The organism is Microlunatus sp. Gsoil 973 (genome assembly GCF_009707365.1).
Lineage (GTDB): Bacteria > Actinomycetota > Actinomycetes > Propionibacteriales > Propionibacteriaceae > Microlunatus.
The window spans coordinates 606,427-629,436 of record NZ_CP046122.1 but is presented as its reverse complement, the minus strand read 5'-3'; the positions used below and the strand labels follow the sequence as shown (position 1 = coordinate 629,436).

At 68.0% G+C, this 23,010-nt stretch carries 18 protein-coding genes and 2 pseudogenes; 1 reads left to right on the top strand and 19 read right to left on the bottom strand.

What is annotated here, in order from left to right:
* Window positions 1-17 precede the first annotated feature (17 nt).
* The 19 genes and pseudogenes from GJV80_RS02900 to mraZ all read right to left on the bottom strand — a co-directional run bounded on the left by GJV80_RS02900 (window position 18) and on the right by mraZ (window position 21,603).
* Window positions 18-941: an RluA family pseudouridine synthase gene (locus tag GJV80_RS02900; protein ID WP_230208077.1), complete on the bottom strand. Its 924-nt coding sequence runs from the start codon at window positions 939-941 to the stop codon at window positions 18-20.
* Window positions 938-1,450 carry a signal peptidase II gene (gene lspA / locus GJV80_RS02895; protein ID WP_230208076.1) on the bottom strand — a complete coding sequence of 171 codons (513 nt, stop codon included), beginning with the start codon at window positions 1,448-1,450 and terminating at the stop codon, window positions 938-940. The genes GJV80_RS02900 and lspA overlap by 4 nt, the downstream gene beginning before the upstream one ends.
* 65 nt (window positions 1,451-1,515) lie before the next feature.
* Complete coding sequence (locus tag GJV80_RS23560; protein ID WP_230208487.1) at window positions 1,516-1,917, bottom strand: TraR/DksA C4-type zinc finger protein; 402 nt, start codon at window positions 1,915-1,917, stop codon at window positions 1,516-1,518.
* Window positions 1,918-3,043: 1,126 nt separating this feature from the next.
* Window positions 3,044-3,886 carry a DivIVA domain-containing protein gene (locus GJV80_RS02885; protein ID WP_154686611.1) on the bottom strand — a complete coding sequence of 281 codons (843 nt, stop codon included), beginning with the start codon at window positions 3,884-3,886 and terminating at the stop codon, window positions 3,044-3,046.
* A 160-nt stretch (window positions 3,887-4,046) separates the two neighbouring features.
* A complete protein-coding gene (locus tag GJV80_RS02880) occupies window positions 4,047-4,349 on the bottom strand; it encodes a YggT family protein (protein WP_230208075.1) in 303 nt (100 codons plus the stop codon).
* Between the two features lie 73 nt (window positions 4,350-4,422).
* Window positions 4,423-4,992: a cell division protein SepF gene (locus GJV80_RS02875; protein ID WP_154686610.1), complete on the bottom strand. Its 570-nt coding sequence runs from the start codon at window positions 4,990-4,992 to the stop codon at window positions 4,423-4,425.
* A gap of 102 nt (window positions 4,993-5,094) precedes the next feature.
* Entirely contained in the window at window positions 5,095-6,414 is a 1,320-nt protein-coding gene (ftsZ, locus tag GJV80_RS02870) for a cell division protein FtsZ (protein WP_154686609.1), read from the bottom strand.
* 308 nt (window positions 6,415-6,722) lie between these two features.
* Entirely contained in the window at window positions 6,723-7,463 is a 741-nt protein-coding gene (locus tag GJV80_RS02865; protein ID WP_154686608.1) for a cell division protein FtsQ/DivIB, read from the bottom strand.
* On the bottom strand, window positions 7,463-8,977 hold the full coding sequence (murC, locus tag GJV80_RS24895) for a UDP-N-acetylmuramate--L-alanine ligase (RefSeq protein WP_370518884.1): 1,515 nt from the start codon (window positions 8,975-8,977) through the stop codon (window positions 7,463-7,465). The genes GJV80_RS02865 and murC overlap by 1 nt, the downstream gene beginning before the upstream one ends.
* A 51-nt stretch (window positions 8,978-9,028) precedes the next feature.
* Window positions 9,029-10,150, bottom strand: a pseudogene (gene murG / locus GJV80_RS24890) (undecaprenyldiphospho-muramoylpentapeptide beta-N-acetylglucosaminyltransferase); the annotation flags it as partial.
* Window positions 10,147-11,508 carry a putative lipid II flippase FtsW gene (gene ftsW, locus GJV80_RS02850; protein WP_230208073.1) on the bottom strand — a complete coding sequence of 454 codons (1,362 nt, stop codon included), beginning with the start codon at window positions 11,506-11,508 and terminating at the stop codon, window positions 10,147-10,149. The gene ftsW and the pseudogene murG, both read right to left, overlap by 4 nt.
* Before the next feature lie 8 nt (window positions 11,509-11,516).
* A pseudogene (gene murD / locus GJV80_RS02845) lies at window positions 11,517-12,996 on the bottom strand (UDP-N-acetylmuramoyl-L-alanine--D-glutamate ligase).
* Window positions 12,997-13,065: 69 nt separating this feature from the next.
* Window positions 13,066-14,145: a phospho-N-acetylmuramoyl-pentapeptide-transferase gene (gene mraY, locus GJV80_RS02840; protein WP_154686607.1), complete on the bottom strand. Its 1,080-nt coding sequence runs from the start codon at window positions 14,143-14,145 to the stop codon at window positions 13,066-13,068.
* A gap of 9 nt (window positions 14,146-14,154) precedes the next feature.
* On the bottom strand, window positions 14,155-15,630 hold the full coding sequence (murF, locus tag GJV80_RS02835; RefSeq protein WP_154686606.1) for a UDP-N-acetylmuramoyl-tripeptide--D-alanyl-D-alanine ligase: 1,476 nt from the start codon (window positions 15,628-15,630) through the stop codon (window positions 14,155-14,157).
* Window positions 15,627-17,216, bottom strand: a complete 1,590-nt coding sequence (locus GJV80_RS02830; RefSeq protein WP_370518883.1) for a UDP-N-acetylmuramoyl-L-alanyl-D-glutamate--2,6-diaminopimelate ligase — start codon at window positions 17,214-17,216, stop codon at window positions 15,627-15,629. The genes murF and GJV80_RS02830 overlap by 4 nt, the downstream gene beginning before the upstream one ends.
* 80 nt (window positions 17,217-17,296) lie before the next feature.
* The gene (locus tag GJV80_RS02825) at window positions 17,297-19,327 is read right to left on the bottom strand and encodes a penicillin-binding protein 2 (RefSeq protein ID WP_154686605.1); all 2,031 of its coding nucleotides are present in this window, start codon (window positions 19,325-19,327) and stop codon (window positions 17,297-17,299) included.
* Window positions 19,328-19,330: 3 nt separating this feature from the next.
* Window positions 19,331-19,924, bottom strand: coding sequence for a hypothetical protein (locus GJV80_RS02820; protein WP_154686604.1), 594 nt, complete (start codon window positions 19,922-19,924; stop codon window positions 19,331-19,333).
* A gap of 58 nt (window positions 19,925-19,982) precedes the next feature.
* Window positions 19,983-20,957, bottom strand: a complete 975-nt coding sequence (gene rsmH, locus GJV80_RS02815) for a 16S rRNA (cytosine(1402)-N(4))-methyltransferase RsmH (protein ID WP_154686603.1) — start codon at window positions 20,955-20,957, stop codon at window positions 19,983-19,985.
* A 217-nt stretch (window positions 20,958-21,174) separates the two neighbouring features.
* Complete coding sequence (gene mraZ / locus GJV80_RS02810; RefSeq protein WP_154686602.1) at window positions 21,175-21,603, bottom strand: division/cell wall cluster transcriptional repressor MraZ; 429 nt, start codon at window positions 21,601-21,603, stop codon at window positions 21,175-21,177.
* 485 nt (window positions 21,604-22,088) lie between these two features.
* On the opposite strand from mraZ, the gene GJV80_RS02805 reads away from it, so the two are divergent.
* Window positions 22,089-23,009 carry a MoxR family ATPase gene (locus GJV80_RS02805; protein WP_154689984.1) on the top strand — a complete coding sequence of 307 codons (921 nt, stop codon included), beginning with the start codon at window positions 22,089-22,091 and terminating at the stop codon, window positions 23,007-23,009.
* Window position 23,010 lies beyond the last annotated feature (1 nt).

Sequence of the window (23,010 nt, the reverse complement as noted above, 5' to 3'; positions counted from 1 at the left end):
GAGAGCCGGCACAGCGGCTACCCCGCGCGGACCAGATCCAAGGCGTGCTGGAGATCCTCGGGATACTCCGAGGTGAACTCGACCCGGTCCCCGGTCGCCGGATGGATGAACCCGAGCCGTACGGCATGCAGCCACTGACGCTGCAACCCGAGCTCGTTGGCCAGTCGCGGATTGGCGCCGTAGGTCGGGTCGCCGACACACGGGTGCTTGATCGCGGCCATGTGCACCCTGATCTGGTGGGTCCGTCCGGTCTCGAGCCTCACCTCGAGCAGCGTCGCGCCGCGGTGGGCCTCCAGGGTGCGGTAATGGGTGACGCTCCGGCGCCCGTCGCCGCGGATCGCCATCTTGTAGTCCGCTCCCGGGTGCCGCCCGATCGGCGCGTCGATGGTGCCTTCGAACGGGTCGGGATGCCCCTGCACCAGGGTGTGATAGGTCTTGTCGACGTTGCGGTCCCGGAACGCCTGCTTCAGCACGGTGTAGGCCAGCTCGCTCTTGGCCACCACCATCAGGCCCGAGGTGCCGACATCCAGCCGTTGCACCACACCCTGACGTTCGGGGGCGCCGGAGGTGGAGATCCGGAAGCCGGCGCCGGCCAGGTGTTCGGTCACCGACGGCCCGTCCCAGCCGAGGCTCGGATGGGCGGCGACGCCGACGGGCTTGTCGACGACAACGATGTGTTCGTCGTCGTAGACGATCTCGACGCCTTCCACGACCTGAGGCGTCACCGATACGCCGGTCGGCTCGTCGGGGATCTCGATCTCCAGCAGGGAACCGGCTGTCACCCGATCGGATTTGCCGGCCGGCGAACCGTCCACCAGCACTGCACCGGTTGCCGCCAGCTCCGCGATCCTGGTCCGGGACAGGCCGAGCATCCGGGCCAACGCGGCATCGATGCGTTCACCCTCGAGACCCTCGGGGACCAACACGGCCCGGGCGGTCACGGCTTGCTCCGTTCTGCTCCGGCGGCTCGGTCGTCGCCCGTCCGGCGAGCGTAGTGTTCACCGCCAACCGAGATGTTCTTGAACACGGCAAGGATCACGATCAGGGCCGCAGCCGCACAGACACACATGTCGGCGACGTTGAAGATCGCCCAGTGCGGCAACTGCAGGAAGTCGACGACGTGGCCGCGGAAGACACCCGGCTCACGGAAGATCCGATCGACCAGGTTGCCGGCGACCCCAGCCATCAGGAAGCCCAGGGCGACCGCCCAGCCGGTGTGGGCCAACCGGGGAAGCAGCACGATGATCACGAAGAGCAGTGCGGCGGCGGCGAGCGCTGCGAAGACCGGCGTGTAACCGGCCCCCAGACTGAAGGCCGCTCCGGAGTTCCTGATCAGCTGCAGCCGCAGCAGCCCGCCGAAGAGCACGACCGGGTTGTACGGGTCGAGCCGGCTCGATGCCAGCTGTTTGGTGATCAGGTCGAGCGCCAGGCCGGCAGCAGCGACAGCCACCGCCAGACATACGTACAGCCACCGGCGCCGTGTGCGCCGGTGGCTGGTCTCGCTGGCTGATCCGGTTATCGACGTTCCTCGCGTTGTTTGCATTCCACACACAGTGTGGCACGCGGGAACGCGAGCAGCCGACCCTTGCCGATCGGACGTCCGCAGGTGTCACAGATGCCGTACGTGCCGCGAGCGATGTGCAGCAATGCAGAACGGGTCTGGTCGAGCAGTTCGCGGGCGTTGTTGGCCAACGACATTTCATGATCGCGTTCGAAGTTGGTCGAACCGACATCCGCAGGATCCCGGCCGGCGCCTTCGCTGCCGTCGCGAAGCAGGCCGACCAGTTCGGCCTCGGACATCTCGATCTGTCCGGCGAGCCGGACCAGTTCGGACTCCAACTCTTCCCGGACCTCGGCTACCTCTTCCTTGGTCCACGGTTCTTCACCGTCGCGGATCGGGAGATCCCCCGGACGGATGGAGCGGCCCGCTGCGACAGCGCGGTCGAAGGTGGCGCCGATGCTTTCGCCTGCTGGGTCATGAGCGGCCGGACCGCTGGTCGCTGATGCAGTGTTCGTCACGTTCCCCGTCTTCTCGATGTACGGATCGGCGCTGGGAGCCGATGTGGTGGTCGTTGTGGTCGGGTCCGAGCTCCTCGCCATTGAGGAGTCCCGGGCCGTTGCGCTCTCCGCCGGCGCTGTGCCGGCCGTCGGGCTCTTCGTCGCCTTGTTCGTTGCCGTCGTCTTTGTTGCCGTCGTCTTTGTTGCGGTCTTCTTTGTTGCGGTCTTCTTTGTTGCGGTCTTCTTTGTTGCGGTCTTCTTTGTTGCGGTCTTCTTTGTTGCCGTCTTCTTCGCCGCCGTGCTCTTGGCTGCCGTGCTCTTGGCTGCCGTGCTCTTGGCTGCCGTGCTCTTAGCCGCCTCTCGACCGGCGGTCGACTTCTTCCCGGCGGTCTTGGTGCCAGGCGCTCTCGTATCTGTGGCCTTCTTGTTCACGGCCTTCTTGTTTATGGACTTCTTCGCCGTCGTCTTCTTTGCCGGAGCTTTCTGCGCGGGTGCCTGCTTAGCGGCGGCCTTCTTGGTCGGTGCCTTCTTTGCGACGGTCTTGCTTGCGGGTGCCTTCTTTGCCGCAGCCTTCTTTGCCGCAGCCTTCTTTGCGGGTGCCTTCTGCTTCACGGCCGGCTTTCCGGCTGTCGACTTCTTGGCTGCCGGCGCCTTCGCCGTCGCCCGTGTTGCGGCTGCGGAGGCGGCAGACGACCGTCGCGCAGCACCCCTGCCCGTCCCGCTGGTTGCGGGTCGGCGTGCGGTCCTGCTGTTCGTCGCGGCTGTCGCCCTGGCAGTCATGTCGAGCCCCCTTGGTGCTCCTGATGCGCTAATGCGAGGAAGTCAGACGAACAGTAGGGCCCAACCGGCATTTCTTCAATCGACAAACCGTACGTTTGACAAGTTCGAGACTTTCGTCACCACCGGGCGCCGATGTCGTTGCGTTTTTAACCAAAAATCGGCGGCAGAAACGTCGGATGGGCCTCCTTCCGGAGACCCATCCAATGTGCGTGTCCTAGGTTTGGCCCCCGGGATGGGGGTCAGCAGCCGCCAGTCGGACTGCTCGTCAGGACTGCTCGCCCAGCAGGGCGTCCAACCGCGGCGTATCGCTGGTCGGCTGGTTGGCCGCTTGGCCGCTCGCCTGGTTCGCCTCGCCCTGTCCCTCCGGCTCGCTGCCGTTGCGAGCGCCCAGCTCGTCGAGGATCGCCGGAGCGGTTGCCGGCTCGGCCTTGCCCGAGGACAGATGGTCGATGTGTCCCCGGAGCTCGTTGGTCAGGTTCTGCCGGAAGTCCGCTTCGAACTTGCGCAGCTCCGCCACCGAAGCGGCCAGCTGGTCGCGCTGCTTCTCCAACTCGCCGAACATCTCCCGGCGCTTGGAGTCGGCGTCCTGGTTCACCCGGTCGGCGTTGCTCTGCGCCTCGGCGCGGATCCGCTCGGCGTTGACCCGTGCCTCGCTCTCGACCCGTTCCGCGCGGGTGCTGGCGTCGGTGGTGAGCTGCTTGGCCGTGCGCTCGGCCTCGCTCTTGATCCGGCCCGCCTCCTCCTCGGCCTCGACGACCAGATTCTCCGCCTGCTCGGTGGACATCTGCACCAGCCGGACGACCGCGGCGCTTGCCTCACTGCTAGTGGTGACCACGATGCGCTCGCCCTTGGACTCCGAGTCCGCGGTCGGCTGCGGCGCCGGGGCCTGCTCGGCCACCGGCTGCGGCTGGGTCGGCGGCTCCTGAGTGGCTCCGCCTGTCGACTTCAACGACTCGACCTGGCGCTTCAGGTTGGCGTTCTCCTCCAGCAACTGCTCGAAAGACGCCTCGACCTGGTCGACGAACTCATCGACGTCCAGTACCTCGTAGCCGGATCTCTTGGCCATCCGGAACTTGATGTTCCGAACCTCGTCCAGCGTCAGCGACATCGTTCACCTCAGGTTCTGAAATATGCAGTTCATAAGGAGCAGGCAGGCGCCTGCGGAGCGTACAAGGTCCCCGGAAGGCCAGGGCAGACCTCCTAACCGTACCCAATCCGCCCGAGCCCGGCCAATCAGCCGGGCATGCGGATCAGCGCGGAGCCCTGCGTCAGCGCGGAATGATGAACACCATGGTGTTCACCCGCATCAGGATGATCACCGCCAGCCAGAGGCCCATGAAGGCGATGTCCAGCATCACGCTGCCGAGCCGGACCGGACGCAGGAACTTGCGCAGGAAACGCAGCGGCGGATCGGTCACGGTGTAGATCACCTCGGCGACCACCAGCATCGCCCCGCGCGGCTGCCAGTCCCGGACGAGGACCGGAACCCAGGAAAGGATCATCCGCGCGATCAACAACAACAGGAACAGCCAAAGGATCCATTCGATGATGTATCCGACGATCGGCAACATGCGCGCAGGGTCCTCGTACTTCCCGGGTCGGTGGGTCTGGCGAGCGCATCAAACCCGACTCGGCCGCAGCCGACTAGCTCTGGTTGAAGAACCCGCCAGCGATGCGTTCCTTGTCCTCTGCAGCTACCGTCACGTTCTGCGGTGAGAGCAGGAACACCTTGCTGGTGACACGCTCGATATTGCCACGCAGGCCAAGGATCAGACCAGCCGCGAAGTCGACCAGCCGTTTGGCGTCGGCGTTCTCCATCTGCGACAGGTTCATGATCACCGGCACTCCGTCACGGAAGTGCTCACCGATCGTCCGGGCATCGTTGAAGCTTCGCGGATGCACGGTGACGATCCGGGACAAATCGGCCCTCTCCACTTCGGCAGGTCTCTCCTCCACAGCGACCGCCGTCGCGGTCGCGGTTCTCGCGGCAGCCGGCTGGGCGGACGGGCGCCGGGTCTCCAATGAGGTGACCTTCTCCCGGTCGGCAGGACGGCTGGTCGCCGGTGTCACGGCAGGCCTGTTGTGCTTCTCGGCCTCGGCCAGGAGCTCTTCGCGGGAGACACCCTCGGTCGGCTCGGTGTCGTCGTACTCCGGGTAACGGTCATCGGTGACCAGCCCGAGCCACGCAGCGGCCCGCTTCAACCTATCCGGCATGTTGTCCTAGACCTTCCTGTGCGTTGCGCCTTGACCTTACCGTTCTGCGTGGTCGCAGGCCGGTCGACACGCGCTGCTGCCGACCTGGTGCCGCGCGGCGAACTACTTGAGGAAGTCGGGGATGTCGAGGTCGTCGTCGTCCTCGTCGTCGGACTTGCCGCCGGTCCGGCTGCCGACGCCGGCACCGGCCGGTGGGCCGAACGGGCTGGGTCGGTTGCCGTCACCCGGGCCCTGGGTGCCCTGGCCGGTACGCGGGCTCTGTGCACCGTTGCCGCCGTTCTGCCCGGACCGGGACTCGGCGTTGCCGGCCGGCGTGGGAACGCTGGTCTGCGGTTTGGGTGCTGCCGTCGGGCGCGACGCCGTACCGGCGGAACCTGCCGAGGACGCCCCGGCCGGGCCGGCCTGCTGGTAGTTCGGTACGCCCGGACGCACCGCCGGCTGCCGGGTCACGCCGGGCTGGCGGCGCGGCGGGTGACCGTCCTCGAAACCGGCGGCGATCACCGTGACGCGGACCTCGTCGCCCAGGGCGTCGTCGATCACCGTGCCGAAGATGATGTTGGCCTCTTCATGAGCAGCGGACTGGATCAGGTCGGCTGCCGCGGAGACCTCGAACAGGCCGAGGTCTGAGCCACCGGCGATCGACAACAGCACGCCGCGAGCGCCGTCGATGCTCTCCTCCAGCAGCGGGGAGGAGACGGCCAGCTCGGCGGCAGCGCGTGCGCGGTCCTCGCCACGCGCGGAGCCGATGCCCATCAACGCCGATCCGGCGTTCGACATCACCGACTTGACGTCGGCGAAGTCGAGGTTGATCAGACCCGGTGTCGTGATCAGGTCGGTGATGCCGGAGACGCCCTGCATCAGCACCTGGTCGGCCTGCTTGAAGGCGTCGAGGATCGCCAACTGGTGATCGGTCATCGCCAGCAACTTGTCGTTGGGGATGACGATCAGGGTGTCGACCTCCTCACGGAGGTTGGCGATGCCGTCGTCGGCCTGTACCGCCCGGCGCCGTCCCTCGAAGCTGAACGGCCGGGTGACCACGCCGATGGTCAGTGCCCCGAGCGACCGGGCGATACGTGCCACCACGGGCGCGCCGCCGGTACCGGTGCCACCACCCTCACCGGCGGTGACGAAGACCATGTCGGCGCCCTTCAGCGCTTCCTCGATCTCATCGGAATGATCTTCGGCGGCCTGCCGGCCCTTGTCCGGATCCGCGCCGGCGCCGAGACCGCGGGTGAGTTCCCGACCGATGTCAAGTTTCACATCGGCGTCGCTCATCAGCAACGCCTGCGCGTCGGTGTTGACGGCGATGAATTCCACACCCCGCAGGCCGGCCTCGATCATCCGGTTGACGGCATTGACGCCGCCGCCACCGACGCCGACCACCTTGATGATCGCCAGATAGTTCTGTGATGCAGTGACCACTGGTTCCGCCTCTTCTCCTGCCCTGCTTGGTACGCGATTTGCCCCGTCAGTCTCAACCTGAGGTCGACTCATCGGGCCGAGCCCAGAGGGTCAGCGGGGAAGGACCCTCTCCACAGTCAGACCGAGGCGTGATCGTCACGCTATGCGCTTCGACGAGCATTCGTCCACATGACGCACCCGCCACGCCCGAATGATGGGTTTTGTCTCAAGTTCTACTTGACCTTGATGACTCCTCGCCTCTCCCGGAACGTCCGATCCGCGCCACGACACGCCGCCGATATTCCAGTTTTTGTGACCCCTCGGCGGGGTCAGCGGATGGCGGGGTTGCCGGGGGCGGAGACGTCGTAGCGGCTGCCGTGTTCCTTCAGCAGCGGCACCAACACTGTGGCCTTCAGCGCGGACTGTTCCTCGCTACCCCAGAACACCACGTCGCCGTCGGCCAACCGCAGGGTGATCGAGTCCCGGCTGTTGGCCTCGATCCGGTCCACCTTCTGCTGCAGGGAATGCGGCAGCGCGGCGACGACGATGCCGACCGCCTTCAGCAGTTGCCGGTTCCCGGCCGGGACCTTCGCCTTCGGCAATGAGCCGGCCGAGGGCGCGCTGCGGAAGCCGACGCCGAACCGGTCGACCAGCAAGACCGACGATCCCTCGTCGACGGCATAGACGGCCTTCCGCTCCACCACCGCGATGGTGATCGTGTTCGGCCAGCTGCGCCCGACCTCGGCCGTCTCCACCTGTCTGATGTCGGCCACCCGCTGCTGGATCGCGCGGACGTCGGTCCGGGCCAGCGGGGCGCCGTACGGGACGGCGGCCACCTGCGCGACCTGCTCCTGGGTCAGGTACTTCTCCCCGGTGATGCGTACCGATCTCACAGCCAGCACCGATGAGAAGCCGACCAGGTAGATGCCCGCGGCGACCAGAGCCAGCAGCAGCAACGGAATCGCCAGCCGCAACACCAACCGGCGACGGTTGCGGCGGCGGCGCCAGTCCAGCAGCACCGTCTCCTCGGCGTCGCCGTCGGTCCGCACCTCCGCTGGACTGATCGCCATCACTCCCCCCGCCTCGCGGTGCCGGCGGCCCCAACGATCTCCGAGACGATCCTTGGCGCGATCTTGGTGACGTCGCCACAGCCCAGGGTGATCACCACGTCGCCGGGCCGGGCGATGCGCGCCACGGTCGCGGCGGTGGCGTCCCAGTCGGGTTCGTAGGTCACGTTGGCGGTCCCGGTTGGTACGGCCTCGGCGACGAGCTTTCCGGTGATGCCCGGGATGGGATCCTCCCGGTCGCCGCAGACGTCCATCACGATCGCCTCGTGCGCCGGCCGCAGCGACTCCCCGAACTCCTTCCAGAAGTCCCGGGTGCGGGAGTAGAGGTGCGGTTGCATGACCGCCACCACGCGACCCTCGCCGAGTCGGTCGATGGCCTCGCGTGCGGCGCGTACGGTGTTGCCCACCTCGGTCGGGTGGTGGGAGTAGTCGTCGAAGACCCGGATGCCGTTCTCGGCGCCGACCAGTTGGAAGCGGCGGTAGGTGCCCGGGAACCCGGCCAGGGCGTGCCGGACGCGGTCCGGATCGTGCCCGAGCCGAGTCGCCACCGCGTACGCCGCGGCTGCGTTCAGCACGTTGTAGTCGAAGGGGACGTTCAACCGCACCGACCCTGAAGCTCCGGTTGACCCTTCGGGTCTGTCCGAGCCGACGTTCAGGCCGGCACCGCCGTCGATCAGCGTGAAGGACGATCCCAGCGAGGGGTACGACTCGTCGGCGATCCTGATGTCGGCACCGGCGGTGCGGCCGAAGGTGACGATCGAGAGTTCGTCGATGTCCCGCAGTCTCTCGGTCAGCGCCACCGCCCCGGGATCGTCCGCGCTGACCACGAGCAGGCTGACGGTCGGTCCCGTGGCGAACCGCTCGAACCCCGCCCGGTAGTTCTCCGGTGTACCCCAGTTGACCAGGTGGTCGGGATCGACGTTGGTGACCACCGCGACCTGGGTCGGATATTGCAGGAAGGTGCCGTCGGACTCGTCGGCCTCGACGACGAAGTCCTGACCGTGGCCCAGGTGCCCGCCGGTCTTGGCGTGACGGATGCCGTCGTCGGCGGGGTGGTAGAGGACGCCGCCGATCACGTACGAGGGATCGGCGCCGAGTGTGGTCAGCAGGTGGGCCGTCATGGCCGTCGTGGTCGTTTTGCCGTGGGTGCCCGCGATGGAGATCACCCGGCGACTGCTGCTGCTGGGCCCGGACTTCATCAGCGAGGCCAGCGCGACGCTGCGATGGAGCACCGGCAGCCCGCGTCGACGGGCCTCGACCATCTCCGGATTGTCCTCCCGGATGGCCGAGGAGGCGACAACGGCGCGGGCGTCGCCCAACTGCTCGGCGGCGTGGCCGATGTGGGCCCGGACGCCGATGTCTGCCAGGGAGCGGAGGTAGTCCGAATCCTGGCGGTCGCTTCCGCTGACCTCGATCCCACGTTGGGCGAAGACGGTCGCGATCCCGTTCATGCCGGAGCCGCCGATCGCGATGAAGTGCACCGGCCCGAGATCCTCGGGATCGGGGATCTGGTCCATCGGGGTCGGGTCGATCAGCGGCATCAGTCGGTCTCCCTGGTGGTCGGCGCCGGTCGGTTGCCCGTCGGCCACGGCCAGGGTCAGCCGCGCCAACCGTCGGCCGGCATCCGACGAGGCTACGCTGCGGGCCGCCGTCGACATGGCTTCGAGCACCTGGCGATCGTCCAGGATCGCGGGTACGGCCGTCAGCAGGACGTCACCGGTCAATGTCGAGTCGTCCAGTAGCCGCGCGCCGCCCGCCCTGACCACTGCGGTTGCGTTGCGTGCCTGTTCGCCGTTGCCCACCGCGTACGGGACCAGCAGGGTGGGCAGACCGAGCAGGGCGGCCTCGAGAACCGAATTGGCGCCGGCCCGGCAGAGCACGAGGTCGGCGGCGGCGTAGGCCTTCTCCATCTGCTCGATGAAGCCGACCGGTACGTAGCTCACTTCGGTCTGCGGGTCGGTGATCGGCACGTCGGCGGCGCTGATCTGGTTACCACCCAGCTGGTGGAGGATCTGGATGCCTTCGGCCAGCAGTCCGGATCGCGCGTCGGCCACCGACCGGTTGATCCGGGCAGCGCCCTGGGAGCCGCCGGTCACCAGCAACGTCGGGGTGTCCGGGTCGAGGCCGAACTCGGTCCGGGCCTCGGCCTTGAGCCGGCGGCGATCCTCGGCAGGTGCCTCGGCGAGCCGGGTGATCGACTCCCGGAGCGGCAGCCCCAGCCAGTCGGCGTGGCGCAACGGCGTGTCGGGGAACGAGGTCGCCACGTGGGTGGTGAAGCGGGCAGCCAACCGATTGGCCAGCCCGGGCAGCGCGTTCTGTTCGTGGATCACCACCGGGATACCGAGCCGGCGGGCGGCCAGATAGGCGGGGGTCGCGACGTACCCGCCGAAGCCGAGCAGCACATCGGCCTCGCTGCGCCGGAGGATCGCGACGGCTTCGGAGACGGCCTTGCCCAGTCGGACCGGCAGCCTGATCAGATCCGCGCCGGGCTTGCGCGGCATCGGCACCGGCGGGATCAGCTCCAGCGGCAGCCCGGCGGCGGGGATCGTTCGCGTCTCCAGACCGCGTGCGGTGCCGATGGCGGTCAGCGCGATGTCGGGCTCCAGTTGCCTGAGTTGCTCGGCGGTGGCGATCAGCGGCGAGGTGTGGCCGGCCGAGCCGCCGCCCGCCAGGACGACGCTGTGACTCATCGGCGTCCGCGCCCCGACCGGGGTCTGCGCCGCGACCCGCCGCGACCGTCGACAACGGTGGTCATCTCCGGCCGCACCGGCCGCGGAGCACGGGACAGCACCCTGCGGGCGGCGGGTTCGTTCCGGGCACAGGTCACCAGGACGCCGACCGCGATCACGTTGGCCATCAGCGCCGATCCGCCGTAGGACAGCAGCGGGAGCGGAACGCCGGCGATCGGCAGCAGCCGCAGCACGACGCCGAGGTTGATCAGCGCCTGCACCATGAACCAGCTGGTCACCCCGGCAGCCAGATAGCGATGGAACTTGTCGTCGGCCCGGGACGCGATCCGCAGGCCCGCATAGCCGAGCACCAGGAACAGACCGAGCACGGCAAGGCTGCCGAACAGGCCGAGTTCCTCGCCGATCACGGCGAAGATGAAGTCGGTATGCGCCTCGGGCAGACTGCCCCACTTCTCCCGGCTGGCTCCCAGGCCGACGCCCCACCATCCGCCCGAGGCGATGCCGCGCATCGCCACGGTCGCCTGCAGGTTGGTGCCGGCGGTGTCGGCCGACGGGTTCAGGAAGGCCATCAGCCGGCCCATCCGGTTGGGGCTGGTGACGAACAGCCCGATCACCCCGACGACGCCGACGACGCCGATCGAGGCGAAGATGCGCATCGGCGCACCGACGATCCACAACACGCCGGCAACGATCCCGGCCATCACGACCGCGGTCCCGGCGTCACCCTGGAACACCACCAACAAGATCATCAACCCGGTCACCGGCAGGAACGGGATCAGCAGGTGCTTGGGTTGGTCGAGCAGTTTGTCCTTGCGGGCCAGCACATCGGCGGCCCAGATGATCATGGCGAGCTTGGCGAACTCCGAGGGCTGCAGTTGCAGCGACGGGGAACCGAGCTGCACCCAGTTGCGGTTGCCGTTGATCGTCACACCCAGCGGTGTGTAGGTCAGGATCAGCAGGCCCGCTGAGCCGAACAGTGAGATCCAGCCGACCACCCGCAGCAAGGGGCGGGACAGTCGGGTGACCACATAGGCGCCGACCAGACCGACGCCGAGGAAGACCGACTGGCGCTTCAGGTAGTAGTAGGCGTCGCCCTCGTACTGGTAGGCGTACACACTCGAACTGGACAGCACCATCATCAACCCGAGGGCCACCAGCATCCCTGCCGAGGCGAGGACGAGATGAAAACTCGCCAGCGGCTTGTCCAGCATCACTCGGATCCAGTCCAGCCGGCCGGGCTTTGCGGCGGCGGCGCCACCGGTCGCCGCATCGGTGGTCGATCGGCTTGAGGAGCCCGGCGGTGGGGAGGATCTGCTGTCGGAACGGGTGCGGGTGGTTGGGCTGGTGGTGCTGCTCACGCTGGTGGTCACTCCCCTCCGGCCGATCCCGCGTTCTGCAGGTTGCCCACCGCGGCGGCGAAGGCATCGCCCCGTTCGGCATAGTCGACGTACATGTCGCGACTCGCACAGGCCGGTGCCAACAGCACCACGTCCCCGGGACGGGCCAGCGACGCGGCCGCACCGACGACCCGAGTCATGGCACCAGTGTCCTTGTCCGGCACGCTGATCACGGGGACTTCGGGCGCGTGTCGGGCCAGGGCGTCGGCCACCAGATCCCGGTCGACACCCAGCAGAACCGCCCCGCGGAGCCGGTCCCGGTTGGTGATCACCAGGTCGTCGAAGCTGACCCCCTTGGCCTGGCCACCGGCCACCCAGACCACGCGGTCGAAGGCCGCCAGTGAAGCCTGGGCGGCGTGCGGGTTGGTCGCCTTGGAGTCGTCGACATAACGCACGTCGTCGATGATTCCGACTGTCTGGATCCGGTGCCCGCCTACCCGCATCGCCCGCAGGCCGTCGCGTACCGCGCTCGGTCGGACGCCGAAGGAGCGGGCCAGGGCGGCGGCAGCCAGCGCGTTGGCGACGTTGTGTGCCGCGGAGCCGGCACCGGACTCGTCGGGAGCGACATCGGCGATCGTCGCCAGTTCGACGGCGGAGGTCTGCCGCTGCTCGATGAAGGCACGATCGACCAGGATGTCCTCGACCAGGCCGACCATCGCCACCTTCGGTACGCCGAGGGTGAAACCGATCGCCCGGGCGCCCTCGATGACCTCGGCCTCCTCGACCATGGTCCGGGTCGCCTCCTCCCGCGACGTTGTAGACGGCCGACTGCTGGACCCGTTGATAGATCCGGGCCTTGTCGGCGGCGTACTGCTCCAGCGTCCCGTGCCATTCCAGATGGTCGGGATGCAGGTTCAGTACGGCCGCCGAGTGCAACGAGACGGTGTACATCCGGTGCAGTTGCTGGGCCGACAACTCGACGGCCAGGACGTCGTAGGAGGCGGTGTCGAGCACGATCTCGGTCAGCGGCCGGCCGATGTTGCCGACCGCTGCCGTACGCAGGCCGGCGGCCGCGAGCATGGAGGCCAACATCTCGGTTGTCGTGGTCTTGCCGTTGGTGCCGGTGATACCCAGCCACGGAACCGGCTTCTGCGGTTGCATCAGCCGCCAGGCCAGTTCCGGTTCACTCCAGACCGGGACGCCGCGTCCTGCCGCCTCGACCATCATCGCCTGGTGCGGCGGCAGACCGGTGGTGATGACAAGATCGGCGCCGGCCGGCAGCTGATCGGTGCTGCCCGGCCCGATCCGCACGGTTGCGCCGAGTGTCTCCAACAGCGTGGCCCGTTCCCGGAGCCGGTCGCTGTCGCCGCTGTCCAGCGCGGTGACCCGGGCACCGAACTCCAGCAGCGCGTCGCCGGCGGCGAATCCGGCGACGCCGATGCCTGCCACCACGACGTGGACGCGGCTCCAGTCGCTGGCCCCGTCGGCAGTGGTCAGCCAATCGATCATGCTCACTGTGTTTCCGTCCTCATTGTGCCGCTCACTGTGCCGCTCCTCCTGACTGGCCCGGTACCGGCGCTACCGCACCAGCCACTCGGCATAGAAGATGCCCAGTCCGCCCGCCACACACAAACCCGCGATGATCCAGAATCTCATCACGATGGTCACCTCGCCCCAGCCGAGCATCTCCAGGTGGTTGTGCAGCGGCGAGTTCTTGAACAATCGTTTCGGTGTACCGGTGAGCCGTCGGGTGGCCTTGAAATAGGTGGTCTGCAGGATCAGTGAGCCCACCTCGATCACCATCAGCCCTCCGAGCATGATCAACAGCAGGTCGGTGCGAGTGAAGACCGCGAAGGCCGCCAGGCCGCCGCCCAGGGACAGTGCCCCGGTGTCGCCCATGATGATCCGGGCCGGTTTGGCGTTCCACCACAGGAATCCGAAACAGCCGCCGGCCAACGCCAATGCGACGGCTGCCAGGTCGTACGGATCACGCACCTCGTAGCAGTTCGGCCCGGCCGACAGAACCCGGGCGCAGGACTGGTTGTACTGCCAGATGTTGATCAACGCGTACGCGCCGAAGATCATCACGCAGGCACCGGCCGCCAGGCCGTCCAGCCCGTCGGTCAGGTTCACCCCGTTGCTGGCGCCGATGATCACCAGAACGATCCAGATCGCCGCCAGCGCCAGCGGCAGTTGCGGTGGGATGTCGCGCAGGAAGGAGATGAACGGTGATGCCGGAGTCATGCCTCGCGAGTCCGGGAAGTGCAGGGCCAGTACGGCGAACACCGCACCGATCAGCGTCTGGCCGCCGATCTTGGCCCAGGGATGCAGGCCCTTGGAGTGTTGCTGGGTCGTCTTCAGGAAGTCGTCGAGGAAGCCGACGACACCCAACCCGTTGATCAGGAACAACACCAGCAACGCCGAAAGGCTCGGCACCGACATGGTGATCAGCTGCCCGCCGAGATAGCCGACGTCGACGGCGAGGATGATCACCACCCCGCCCATCGTCGGAGTTCCGCGCTTGACCTGGTGGGTGGCGGGTGTGCCGTCCCGGAACGGCTGGCCGTAGCCGAGCCGACCGAACGTGTCGACGGCGATCCGGGTGCCGAGAAGGGACCCGAACAGCGAAAGGATCCCGGCTATCGCGATGGCGATCACGATGCGTCCTCAGTTCCTGCTTCCGATTGCCGACCCGGAATCGGGCTCGGCGGCCAACAGCCGGTCGCCGATGATCTCCAGGCCGACGTCCCGGGACGCCTTGATCAACACCACGTCACCTGGTCCGCGGTCGGCCAGCCGTTGCAGTGCCGCAGCGGTGTCGGCGACCTGGTGGACGGCGCCACGGTCCATTCCGGCGGACAGGGCGCCGACGCCGATCGGCTTGGCACCGGCGCCTACCGTGATCAACCGATCGATGCCGCGTTCGGCCACTTCCCGGCCGACCTCCTCGTGCAGCCGCATGGAGTCCTCGCCGAGTTCCAGCATCTCGCCGAGGACGGCTGTCGTGGTGACGGTCGGGTCGCCCGACTTGCGGTGTTTGCCGATGGTGGCCAGGGAGTCAAGTGCTGCCGACATCGAGACCGGGTTGGCGTTGTAGGCGTCGTTGATCAGTACCCCGCCGCCGGGTAGGTCGTGGAGTTCCATCCGCCAGTGTGAGCGGCTCTCCGCGTGGCTGAGGGCATCGGCGATCACCACCGACGGCACGCCCGCGGCGAAGGCGGCAGCGGCAGCAGCGACGGCGTTGCTGACCTGATGCCGGCCGAGCAGCCGAAGCGTGACCCGATGTGACTCGTCGCCGAGCCGCAGTTCGAAGGACCACCGGTCGAGATCATCCCGGTCCAGTCCGACGGCGGACACCTCGGGTCGGACGCCGTCGACGGCGTCGCCCTCGACGGCGAAGTAGATCGCCGGCGCCGTCGTTCGCGATGCCATTGCCCGGACCCGCGGATCGCCGGCGTTCAACACCGCGCGTCCCTGGCCGGGCAGTGCCTCGATCAGCTCGCCCTTGGCCCGGGCGATGGCGTCCTGGCTGCCGAACTTGCCCAGATGTGCCGCGCCGACGTTGAGCACGACACCGATGTCCGGCGGAGTGATCGAGCACAGGTAGCTGATGTGCCCGACACCCTTGGCACCCATCTCCGAGATCAGGAACCGGGTGTCGGCGGTGACCCAGCTGGCTGTCGTCGGAAGTCCGATCTCGTTGTTCATCGAGCCACGCGGTGCAACGACCGGGGCAACCTGCTCGAGGATCTGGGCGAGCAGGTCCTTGGTTGTGCTCTTGCCGGCCGAACCGGTGATGCCGATGACCAGGAGACCGGTGGCCTTCGCGGCAGCCGTCACGTGTTGCCCGATCACGCCCATCGCCGCGATCGGGTCCTCGGTGACCAGGCACAGGCCGCCGGGCACCGGATGGGTGGTGATCGCGGCCACCGCGCCGGCCCGCCAGGCCCGCCCGGCGAAGTCGTGGCCGTCGGTGTGCTCTCCGGGCAGGGCGACGAACAGGCTGCCTGGCCCGGCGTCGCGTGAGTCGTAGACGAGGTCGGTGACCTGGGCCTCGAGCCGGCTGCGGTCCACCGGTCCGTCGTCGACCACGGCGTCGGCGCCGATCAGTCCGGCCAGTTCGCCGACGGAGTTGTTGATCATGCCCTGCCTGCCTTTCCGGTCGACTCCGCCGGCGTTCCGGCGGCCAGCTCGTGCCACCCGGAGGCGAGTTGCTCGGCATCGTCGAACGCCACCACCGTGCCGTTGATCTCCTGCCCGTGCTCGTGGCCCTTGCCGAGTACAGCGACGACATCGGACCTGCCCGCCGCGGCCAGCGCCGTGCGGATCGCGCCGGCACGATCTCCGCCGTCGAGGATGTCGACCGGGCGCGACTGCCGGTCCGCCTGTTCCCGGGCGCCGGCCAGGGCGGCCGCACGGATCAGCCGGGGGTCCTCGCTGCGCGGGTTGTCGTCGGTGATGATCACCAGATCGGACAGTTCGGCGGCCGCCGCGCCCATCGGCCCCCGTTTGGCCGGATCCCGGTCGCCGCCGCAGCCGAGGACGGTGATCAACCGGCCGTCCGCGACGGTGGCCGCCAGTTCGGTGAGCACCGACCGGATCGCCTGCGGGGTGTGGGCGAAATCGACGTACGCCCTCGGCCCGTCGGACAGTTCGACCCGCTGCAGTCGGCCGGGTACGGCAGCAGCGGCCAACCCACCGGCGGCGGTGGGAAGGTCGATGCCGAGCCGGTCGAGCATGGCGAGTGCGGTGATCGCGTTGGCGACGTTGTAGGACCCGGGCAGGCCGAGGCGGAAATCCAGCTCGCCGGCGGGCGTCTGGATCGAGACCTCGACCGGATCGGCGACCGCGTCGTAGGACAGGCACCGGTAGTGGTCGACGCCGGCGCCGGGCGAGCCGGCGAGGCTGGTGGTGGCCACCTGCAGACCGCCCGCCGTCGACCGGGACAGGAGTTCCGGCCCGCGGGCGTCGTCGATGTTGATCACGGCCCGCCTGGCGTGTTGCGGCGTGAACAGCTGCGCCTTGGCCTCGAAGTAGGCCTCCTCGCTGCCGTGGAAATCCAGATGGTCGCGCCCGAGGTTGGTGAACCCGGCGACATCGAAGACGATCTCGTCGACCCGGCCCAGCGCCAGGGCGTGCGAGGACACCTCCATCACCACGACGTCGGCGCCGTGCTCGACCATGATCGCCAGCAGGGCCTGCACGTCGGGCGACTCCGGTGTGGTGATCGTGGTCCGGTTTCCGGGCAGTTCCCCGCCGTCCAGGAAGTAGCCGAGCGTCCCGATCACGCCGCAGTGCAGTCCGGTGGCTCGCAGTCCGGCGGCCGTCAGGTCGCTGGTTGTGGTCTTGCCGTTGGTTCCGGTCACCCCGATCATGATCAACTTCGTCGCCGGCCTGCCATACACCTCCGCGGCGGCGGTGGACATGGCCCGCCGGGGATCGGCTACCCGGAGCACCGGGGTGTCCAGCTCGTCCGGGTGGGCGATCAGCCCGGCGCCGGCGGCGTCGGTCAGCACCGCGACGGCACCCGCCTGCACCGCCTCTCGAGCGAAGCGTGCGCCGTGGGTGTTGGCACCGGGCAACCCGACATACAGGTCCCCCGGACGCACCTGCCGGTTGTCGAAGGCGACGCCGGTCACCGTCGGCTCCGCCCGTGCACCGGACCGGTCAGCGCCCAGCAGCCCGGCCAACCGGTCCAACGGGTACGGCGGCGTCAGTTCGGGGCGCAGGCCGGTGGCTGGTGATCGGGCAGGCACGGCCCTGACGCTACCCGCCGCGGCGGCGGGAGCAGGAATCCCGTCCGCCCGTGTCACCACGTCAGCGGGCGGTCCATCTGCCGGGCCCCCCAGGCCTTGTTCTTCTGGTCGGGCACGATCCCGTACCGCGGCAGGGCGTACTGCATGATGTCGCGGTACACCGGGCCGGCGGTGCCGGTGCCGGAGTCGCCACGCTTGGGATTGTTCACCACCACGTAGGTCAGCAGCCGGGGGTTGTCCAGCGGGGCGAACCCGACGAACGAGGTGACGTAGCCGCGGTAGCAACCACACTTGGGGTCGTAGCGCTGCGCGGTGCCGGTCTTGCCGCCGCTGCGGTAGTGGCTGAGCATCAGGTACTTCTGGCTGACGGCGGTGTGGGTGACGACCGCCTCCATCATGTCCCGGACCTCGGCCGAGGTCTTGGCCGAGATCACCCGACGCGGGGCCGGACGGTCGATCGGGACGGCGGTGCCGTCGGCGGTGCTGGCCGACTTGATCACCGTCGGGGTGTGGTAGATGCCACCGTTGACGATGGCGGAGATGGCGGTGGCCTCCTGCAGCGTCGTCACCGACAGGCCCTGTCCGAAGGCGATCTGGTCGCGGGTGTAGTCCTTCATGTCGGCCGTCGGCAGTGACCCGGCCGACTCACCCGGCAGTTCGACACCTGTGGTCCGGCCGAGACCGAAGCTGCTCAGGTAGTTGCGCAGCGTGGTCTTGTCCATCTGCCGGGTCAGCATCAGGGTGCCGATGTTGGAGGAGTTCGCGATGATGCCGCGCATCGTGTAGTGCACCGTGCCGTGCCCCTCGGCGTCCTTGATCCGGCCGTCACCGGAGGCGATGGTCGGCGGCACGACGACCTTGGTCTCGGGGTTCGCGGCGCCGCTGTCGATCAGCGCCGCCGAGGTGAGGACCTTCTCGACACTGCCTGGTTCGTAGGCCTGACTGACCGCTCGGTCACCGAGATTGCTCGGTTTGCTTGCCCCGGGGTCGCTGGAGTCGTAGCCGGGGGTCTGTGCCATGGCCAGCACCTCTCCGGTGGTGACGTCCATGGTTATGGCGGTGATCCAGTCGGCGCCGGTCCGGGCGCGCTGCGAGTCGATCCGGCGCTGCATCATCCACTGCAGTTCGGGATCGATGGTCAGCTGGTAGTTGGTGCCGTTCTTGGCCGGGGTGATGCTGCTGTCGCCGAGCGGGATCTTGCTGCCGTTGGGCGCGCTCTCGTAGCTCTCCTTGCCTTCGACACCGGCAAGTGATGAGTTCAACGAATACTCCAGGCCGGCCCGACCCTCGTTCTCACCGTTGACGAAACCGACGATGTTGGACGCGATCGGCCCGTTGGGATAGGTCCGGATCGGGTCGTTCTCCCGGTAGATCCCGGGCAGGTTGTCGCTGTCGAGCTGGTTGGCGATGTCGGTGTAGACGTCGGCCGGGACCTTCTTGGCGACGTAGACGAAATGGGTGTCGTGCCGCATCAGGGTGGCGATCGTCTTCGGCTGATCGATCTTGATGTGCGAGGCAATCACCTGGGTGATCTTGGTGGCCTGGGCCAGACCGCACAGGTCGCCGACGTAGGTCTCGCTGCAGTCCTGGCTGGTCAGTGTCGGGTCCGCCGTGATGTCGACCGCCGGCTGGGTTCCGGCGAGTACGGTGCCGTCCCGGCCGGTGATCTCGCCGCGAGCCGGCAGCAGTGGCGTTGTCGTGGTCAGGCTGGCCGTGGCGATCGCGCCGTATGCGGCCGAGTCGAATCCCTGCAGTTGCAGCAGCCTGCCGGCGCACAACGAGATCGCGATGGCCATCGCGATGCCGATGATCCGCACCCGCCGCGTGCCCGAACCCAACGGCACGATCAGCGTCTTGCGGACGCCGTGACGCCTGGCCTTGCCAGTCTTGGTGATCTTGGCCTTGGTGATCTTAGTCTTGTTGATCTTGGTCTTGTTGATCTTGGTCGTGTTGATCTTGGGTCTGCCGGTCGTCGGCCGCGGTGCTGCGGCAGGAGTGGTACGGGGAGTTCGCAGCTGCCGGGAGCTGGTCCTGGCGGTCGTCGACGCGTTGCGCTTGGAGGGATGTTGCCGCCGCTCGCCCATCGATCAGCCCCGTCCGCCGTTGTCCTGTTGGCCTGGTTGATTCTGGTCTGTTGACGTCCGGCCGGTCTGGGTATCGGCCTGGCGTCTGGCTTCGGCGGCCTGTCGCTTGGCCTCCTCGGCGTGCTTCTTGGCCTCCTCGGCCTTTCGCTCAGCGGTCACCTGCTCGGGCGTCTTGATGATCATCGGGACCTCGTCGCCGTTGATCCTCTTGGCCTTGCCGATCACCTGTCCGTCGGGCAACCGGATGAAGCCGGGGCTGGGATCGGGCCGCATACCCAGCTTGAACGCCCTGGCCGCCAGGTTGTCGGAGGACCGCAGCTCGGCAACCTGGGTATGCAGGCTGGCCTGCTGATAGGTGAGCTGGTTGGCCTTCTGATGCAGCGATCGTGCTTCGAACGCCTGCGTCTGCAGGCTGGTGTTGAGGGCAAGCAACCCGGCCATCCCGATGCCGAGGATCATGATCAACGCCAGGACGAACGGGACTCGTCCGAGCCGGGCGGTACCCGCGCCGCCGTCGATCACCCGTGGCCGGGTCGGGCGGGCCGTCGGCTCCCGGTCGGCGAGTCCCGTCGACGGTTCGGCCCACAGTGCACTCATCGAACAGCCCCCTCAATGCTCGACTCCACCAGCTCGGTGATCAACAGCTTCCCGACCATCACGCCGCCTTCCGTCCGGGATCGGCGATCCGCTCGGCGGCTCGCAGTCGGGCCGACGCGGCCCTGGGATTGACCGCCGATTCGGCGGTGGTCGGCCGCTGCGCGCCGCGGGTCAGCAACCGGAGCTCGGGCCCGAGTTCGGGCGGCACCACCGGTAGACCCCTCGGCGCCCGATCGCTGCTGGCCAGCCGCAGCACCTGTTTGACCAACCGGTCCTCAAGCGAGTGGTAGGCCAGCACCGCGATCCGGCCACCGAGCTCCAGCGCGGCGACCGCCTCCGGGAGGACACGGCGCAGAGCGTCCAACTCGCGGTTGACCTCGATCCGCAACGCCTGGAAGGTCCGCTTGGCCGGATGACCGCCGGTGCGCTGAGCGGCCATCGGTACGGCGCCGACGATGATGCGGACCAGGCGGGCGGAGTCGGTGATCGGCTCCGTGTCACGTTCCCGACCGATGGCCGAAGCGATCCGGTCGGCGAACCGCTCCTCGCCGTACTCGCGCAGGATGCGGGCCAGGTCGCGTACCGGATAGGTGTTGACCACATCTGCCGCGGTGAGCGGTTCGGTCCGGTCCATCCGCATGTCCAACGGTGCGTCGGTTGCGTAAGCGAATCCGCGATCGGTGCGGTCGATCTGCAGGGAGGACAGTCCGAGATCCAGCAGGACGCCTTGGACGCGGTCGATGTCGCGTTCGGCCAGCACCGCGGGCAGTTCGTCGTAGACGGCATGGACCAAGTCGATCCGATCCGAGTACGGCGCCAGTCGCTGCTCGGCGACGGCCAATGCGTCAGTGTCACGGTCCAGGCCGATCAGCCGAGCCTGAGGGCACGCCTCGAGGAGTGCCGCGGCATGTCCGCCGAGTCCGAGCGTGCAGTCAACCAGTACCGGGGTCGTGCCGGGGCCGGCCGGGGTCAGGGCGGGACTGAGCAGCTCGGTGATCTCGGTCAGCATGACCGGCACATGCTGCTCAGCCATCGAGCCGGTCGCTCTCGTAGCCGCCCGACACTGACATCTCGACCCTCGCTCTGCCCGCTGACCTGTACTGGCTGCGGGATCGTGCCCTCGGGTTTCAGCCCGGGGTCTGCGGGAAGTACTACCTGGCACCGGGGAAGTTGTGCCAGGGAGTCAGACCCTCGGACTGAAGCCTGAGGACACGAGCCCGTTCACATCTCATGCGACCGTCAGCCGACGGTCACATGCCTGGGAACACCTCTTCGTTCATTTCGGCGAACGTCGACTCCTGCTGGGTGGAGTACTCCTCCCAGGCGCCGGCGTCCCAGACCTCCACGCGGTTGATCGCTCCGACCACCACGACGTTGGTCTGCAAGCCCGCGTAACCGCGGAGTTGCTGCGGAATGGTGATCCGCCCCTGCTTGTCCGGCTTCTCGTCGGATGCCCCGGCAGCGAGCATCCGCTGGAAGTCGCGGACCTGTTTGACACTGGTCGGCGCCGTGGAGATCGATTTCGTCATCTCCACGAACGTCGCCATCGGATAGATGGCAAGACACCGGTCCTGGGCACGTGTGATGACCAATCCCTCCGCCAACTCTTCGCGGAACTTGGCGGGAAGGATGAGCCGGCCCTTCTCGTCGAGCTTCGGGGTGTGCGTACCGAGGAACACGGTCCACACCTCCCAGCCCCACCATCAGCCCGATCTCCTCCATTTCGCGCCACTGTACTCCATTCTCCTCCACCTGGCCCATTTTCCCGCAGCTTTTCCCCCCTTTTCGCACCCTCCGCTCAGCACACGGCCCGACCCGGATGAACCGAACGCGAACCGGCCTCGTTGGATAACCGGATCTGCCTGACTTTGGCCCCTGCTGTTGGCGCTGGCGCTTAGCATGTAGCGAGCAGGCGCCGATCCGAATCCGTACGCCACCAGGCGGGTCCGCAGCCAGCCGGCGGGGTAATCCGCCACCAGGGACGCCGTCCGCTGCGAGAGGACACCAGGTGACATTGAGGTTCGACGACACGACCGAGGCGTACGACGAGACGGCGACGGGGCCGTCCGGTGAGACCGCCACGGTTGTCGGCGGCCGAGAGAGAGCCGCCGCGGACAGAGATGGTGACCGCGGGCCGTACGAGCTGTCCGATGTCGTCGAGGTGATGGCCCGGGTCCGCACGGCCATGGAACAGGTCATCGAGGGGAAGCGTGAATCGATCGACCTGGCGCTGACGGTGCTGCTGGCCGAGGGACACCTCCTGGTCGAGGACGTCCCCGGGGTCGGCAAGACCATGTTGGCCAAGGCACTAGGCCGATCGATCGACTGCACGGTCCGGCGGATCCAGTTCACGCCGGACCTCTTGCCGTCCGACATCACCGGTGTGTCGGTGTTCAACGCCGAGAACCGCGAGTTCGAGTTCAAACCGGGCGGCATCTTCGCCAACATCGTCGTCGGCGACGAGATCAATCGCGCCTCCCCCAAGACCCAGTCGGCACTGCTGGAGTCGATGGAGGAGGGTCAGGTGTCGGTCGACGGCACCACCTATCGTCTCGAAGCACCGTTCATGGTGGTCGCCACCCAGAACCCGGTCGAGATGGAGGGGACCTATCCGCTGCCGGAGGCCCAGCGCGACCGCTTCATGGCCAGGATCGAGATGGGCTATCCGACGCCGGCCTCGGAGTTGGACATGCTGGACGCCCACGGCTCGAGCAATCCGCTCACCGCGCTGCGCCCGGTGACCGATGCGGCGACCGTCCGCGGCCTGATCGCGGCAACGACCAAGACCTACGTCTCCCCCGCGGTGAAGCAGTATCTCGTCTCGATCGTCAACGCCACCCGGCACTCGCGTGATCTCCGGCTCGGGGCCTCGCCACGCGCCACACTGCAACTGATGCGGGCTGCCCGCGCCAGGGCCGCGCTGGCCGGACGCGACTACGTCAGCCCGGACGACATCTCCGCGCTGGCGGTCCCGGTGCTCGCCCACCGGGTGCTGCCGTCGACCGAGGCCCAGTTGGCCCGACATGCGCCCGAAGACATCATCCATACCGCGGTCCGGACCGTCGCGGTGCCGGACAAACGCTAGG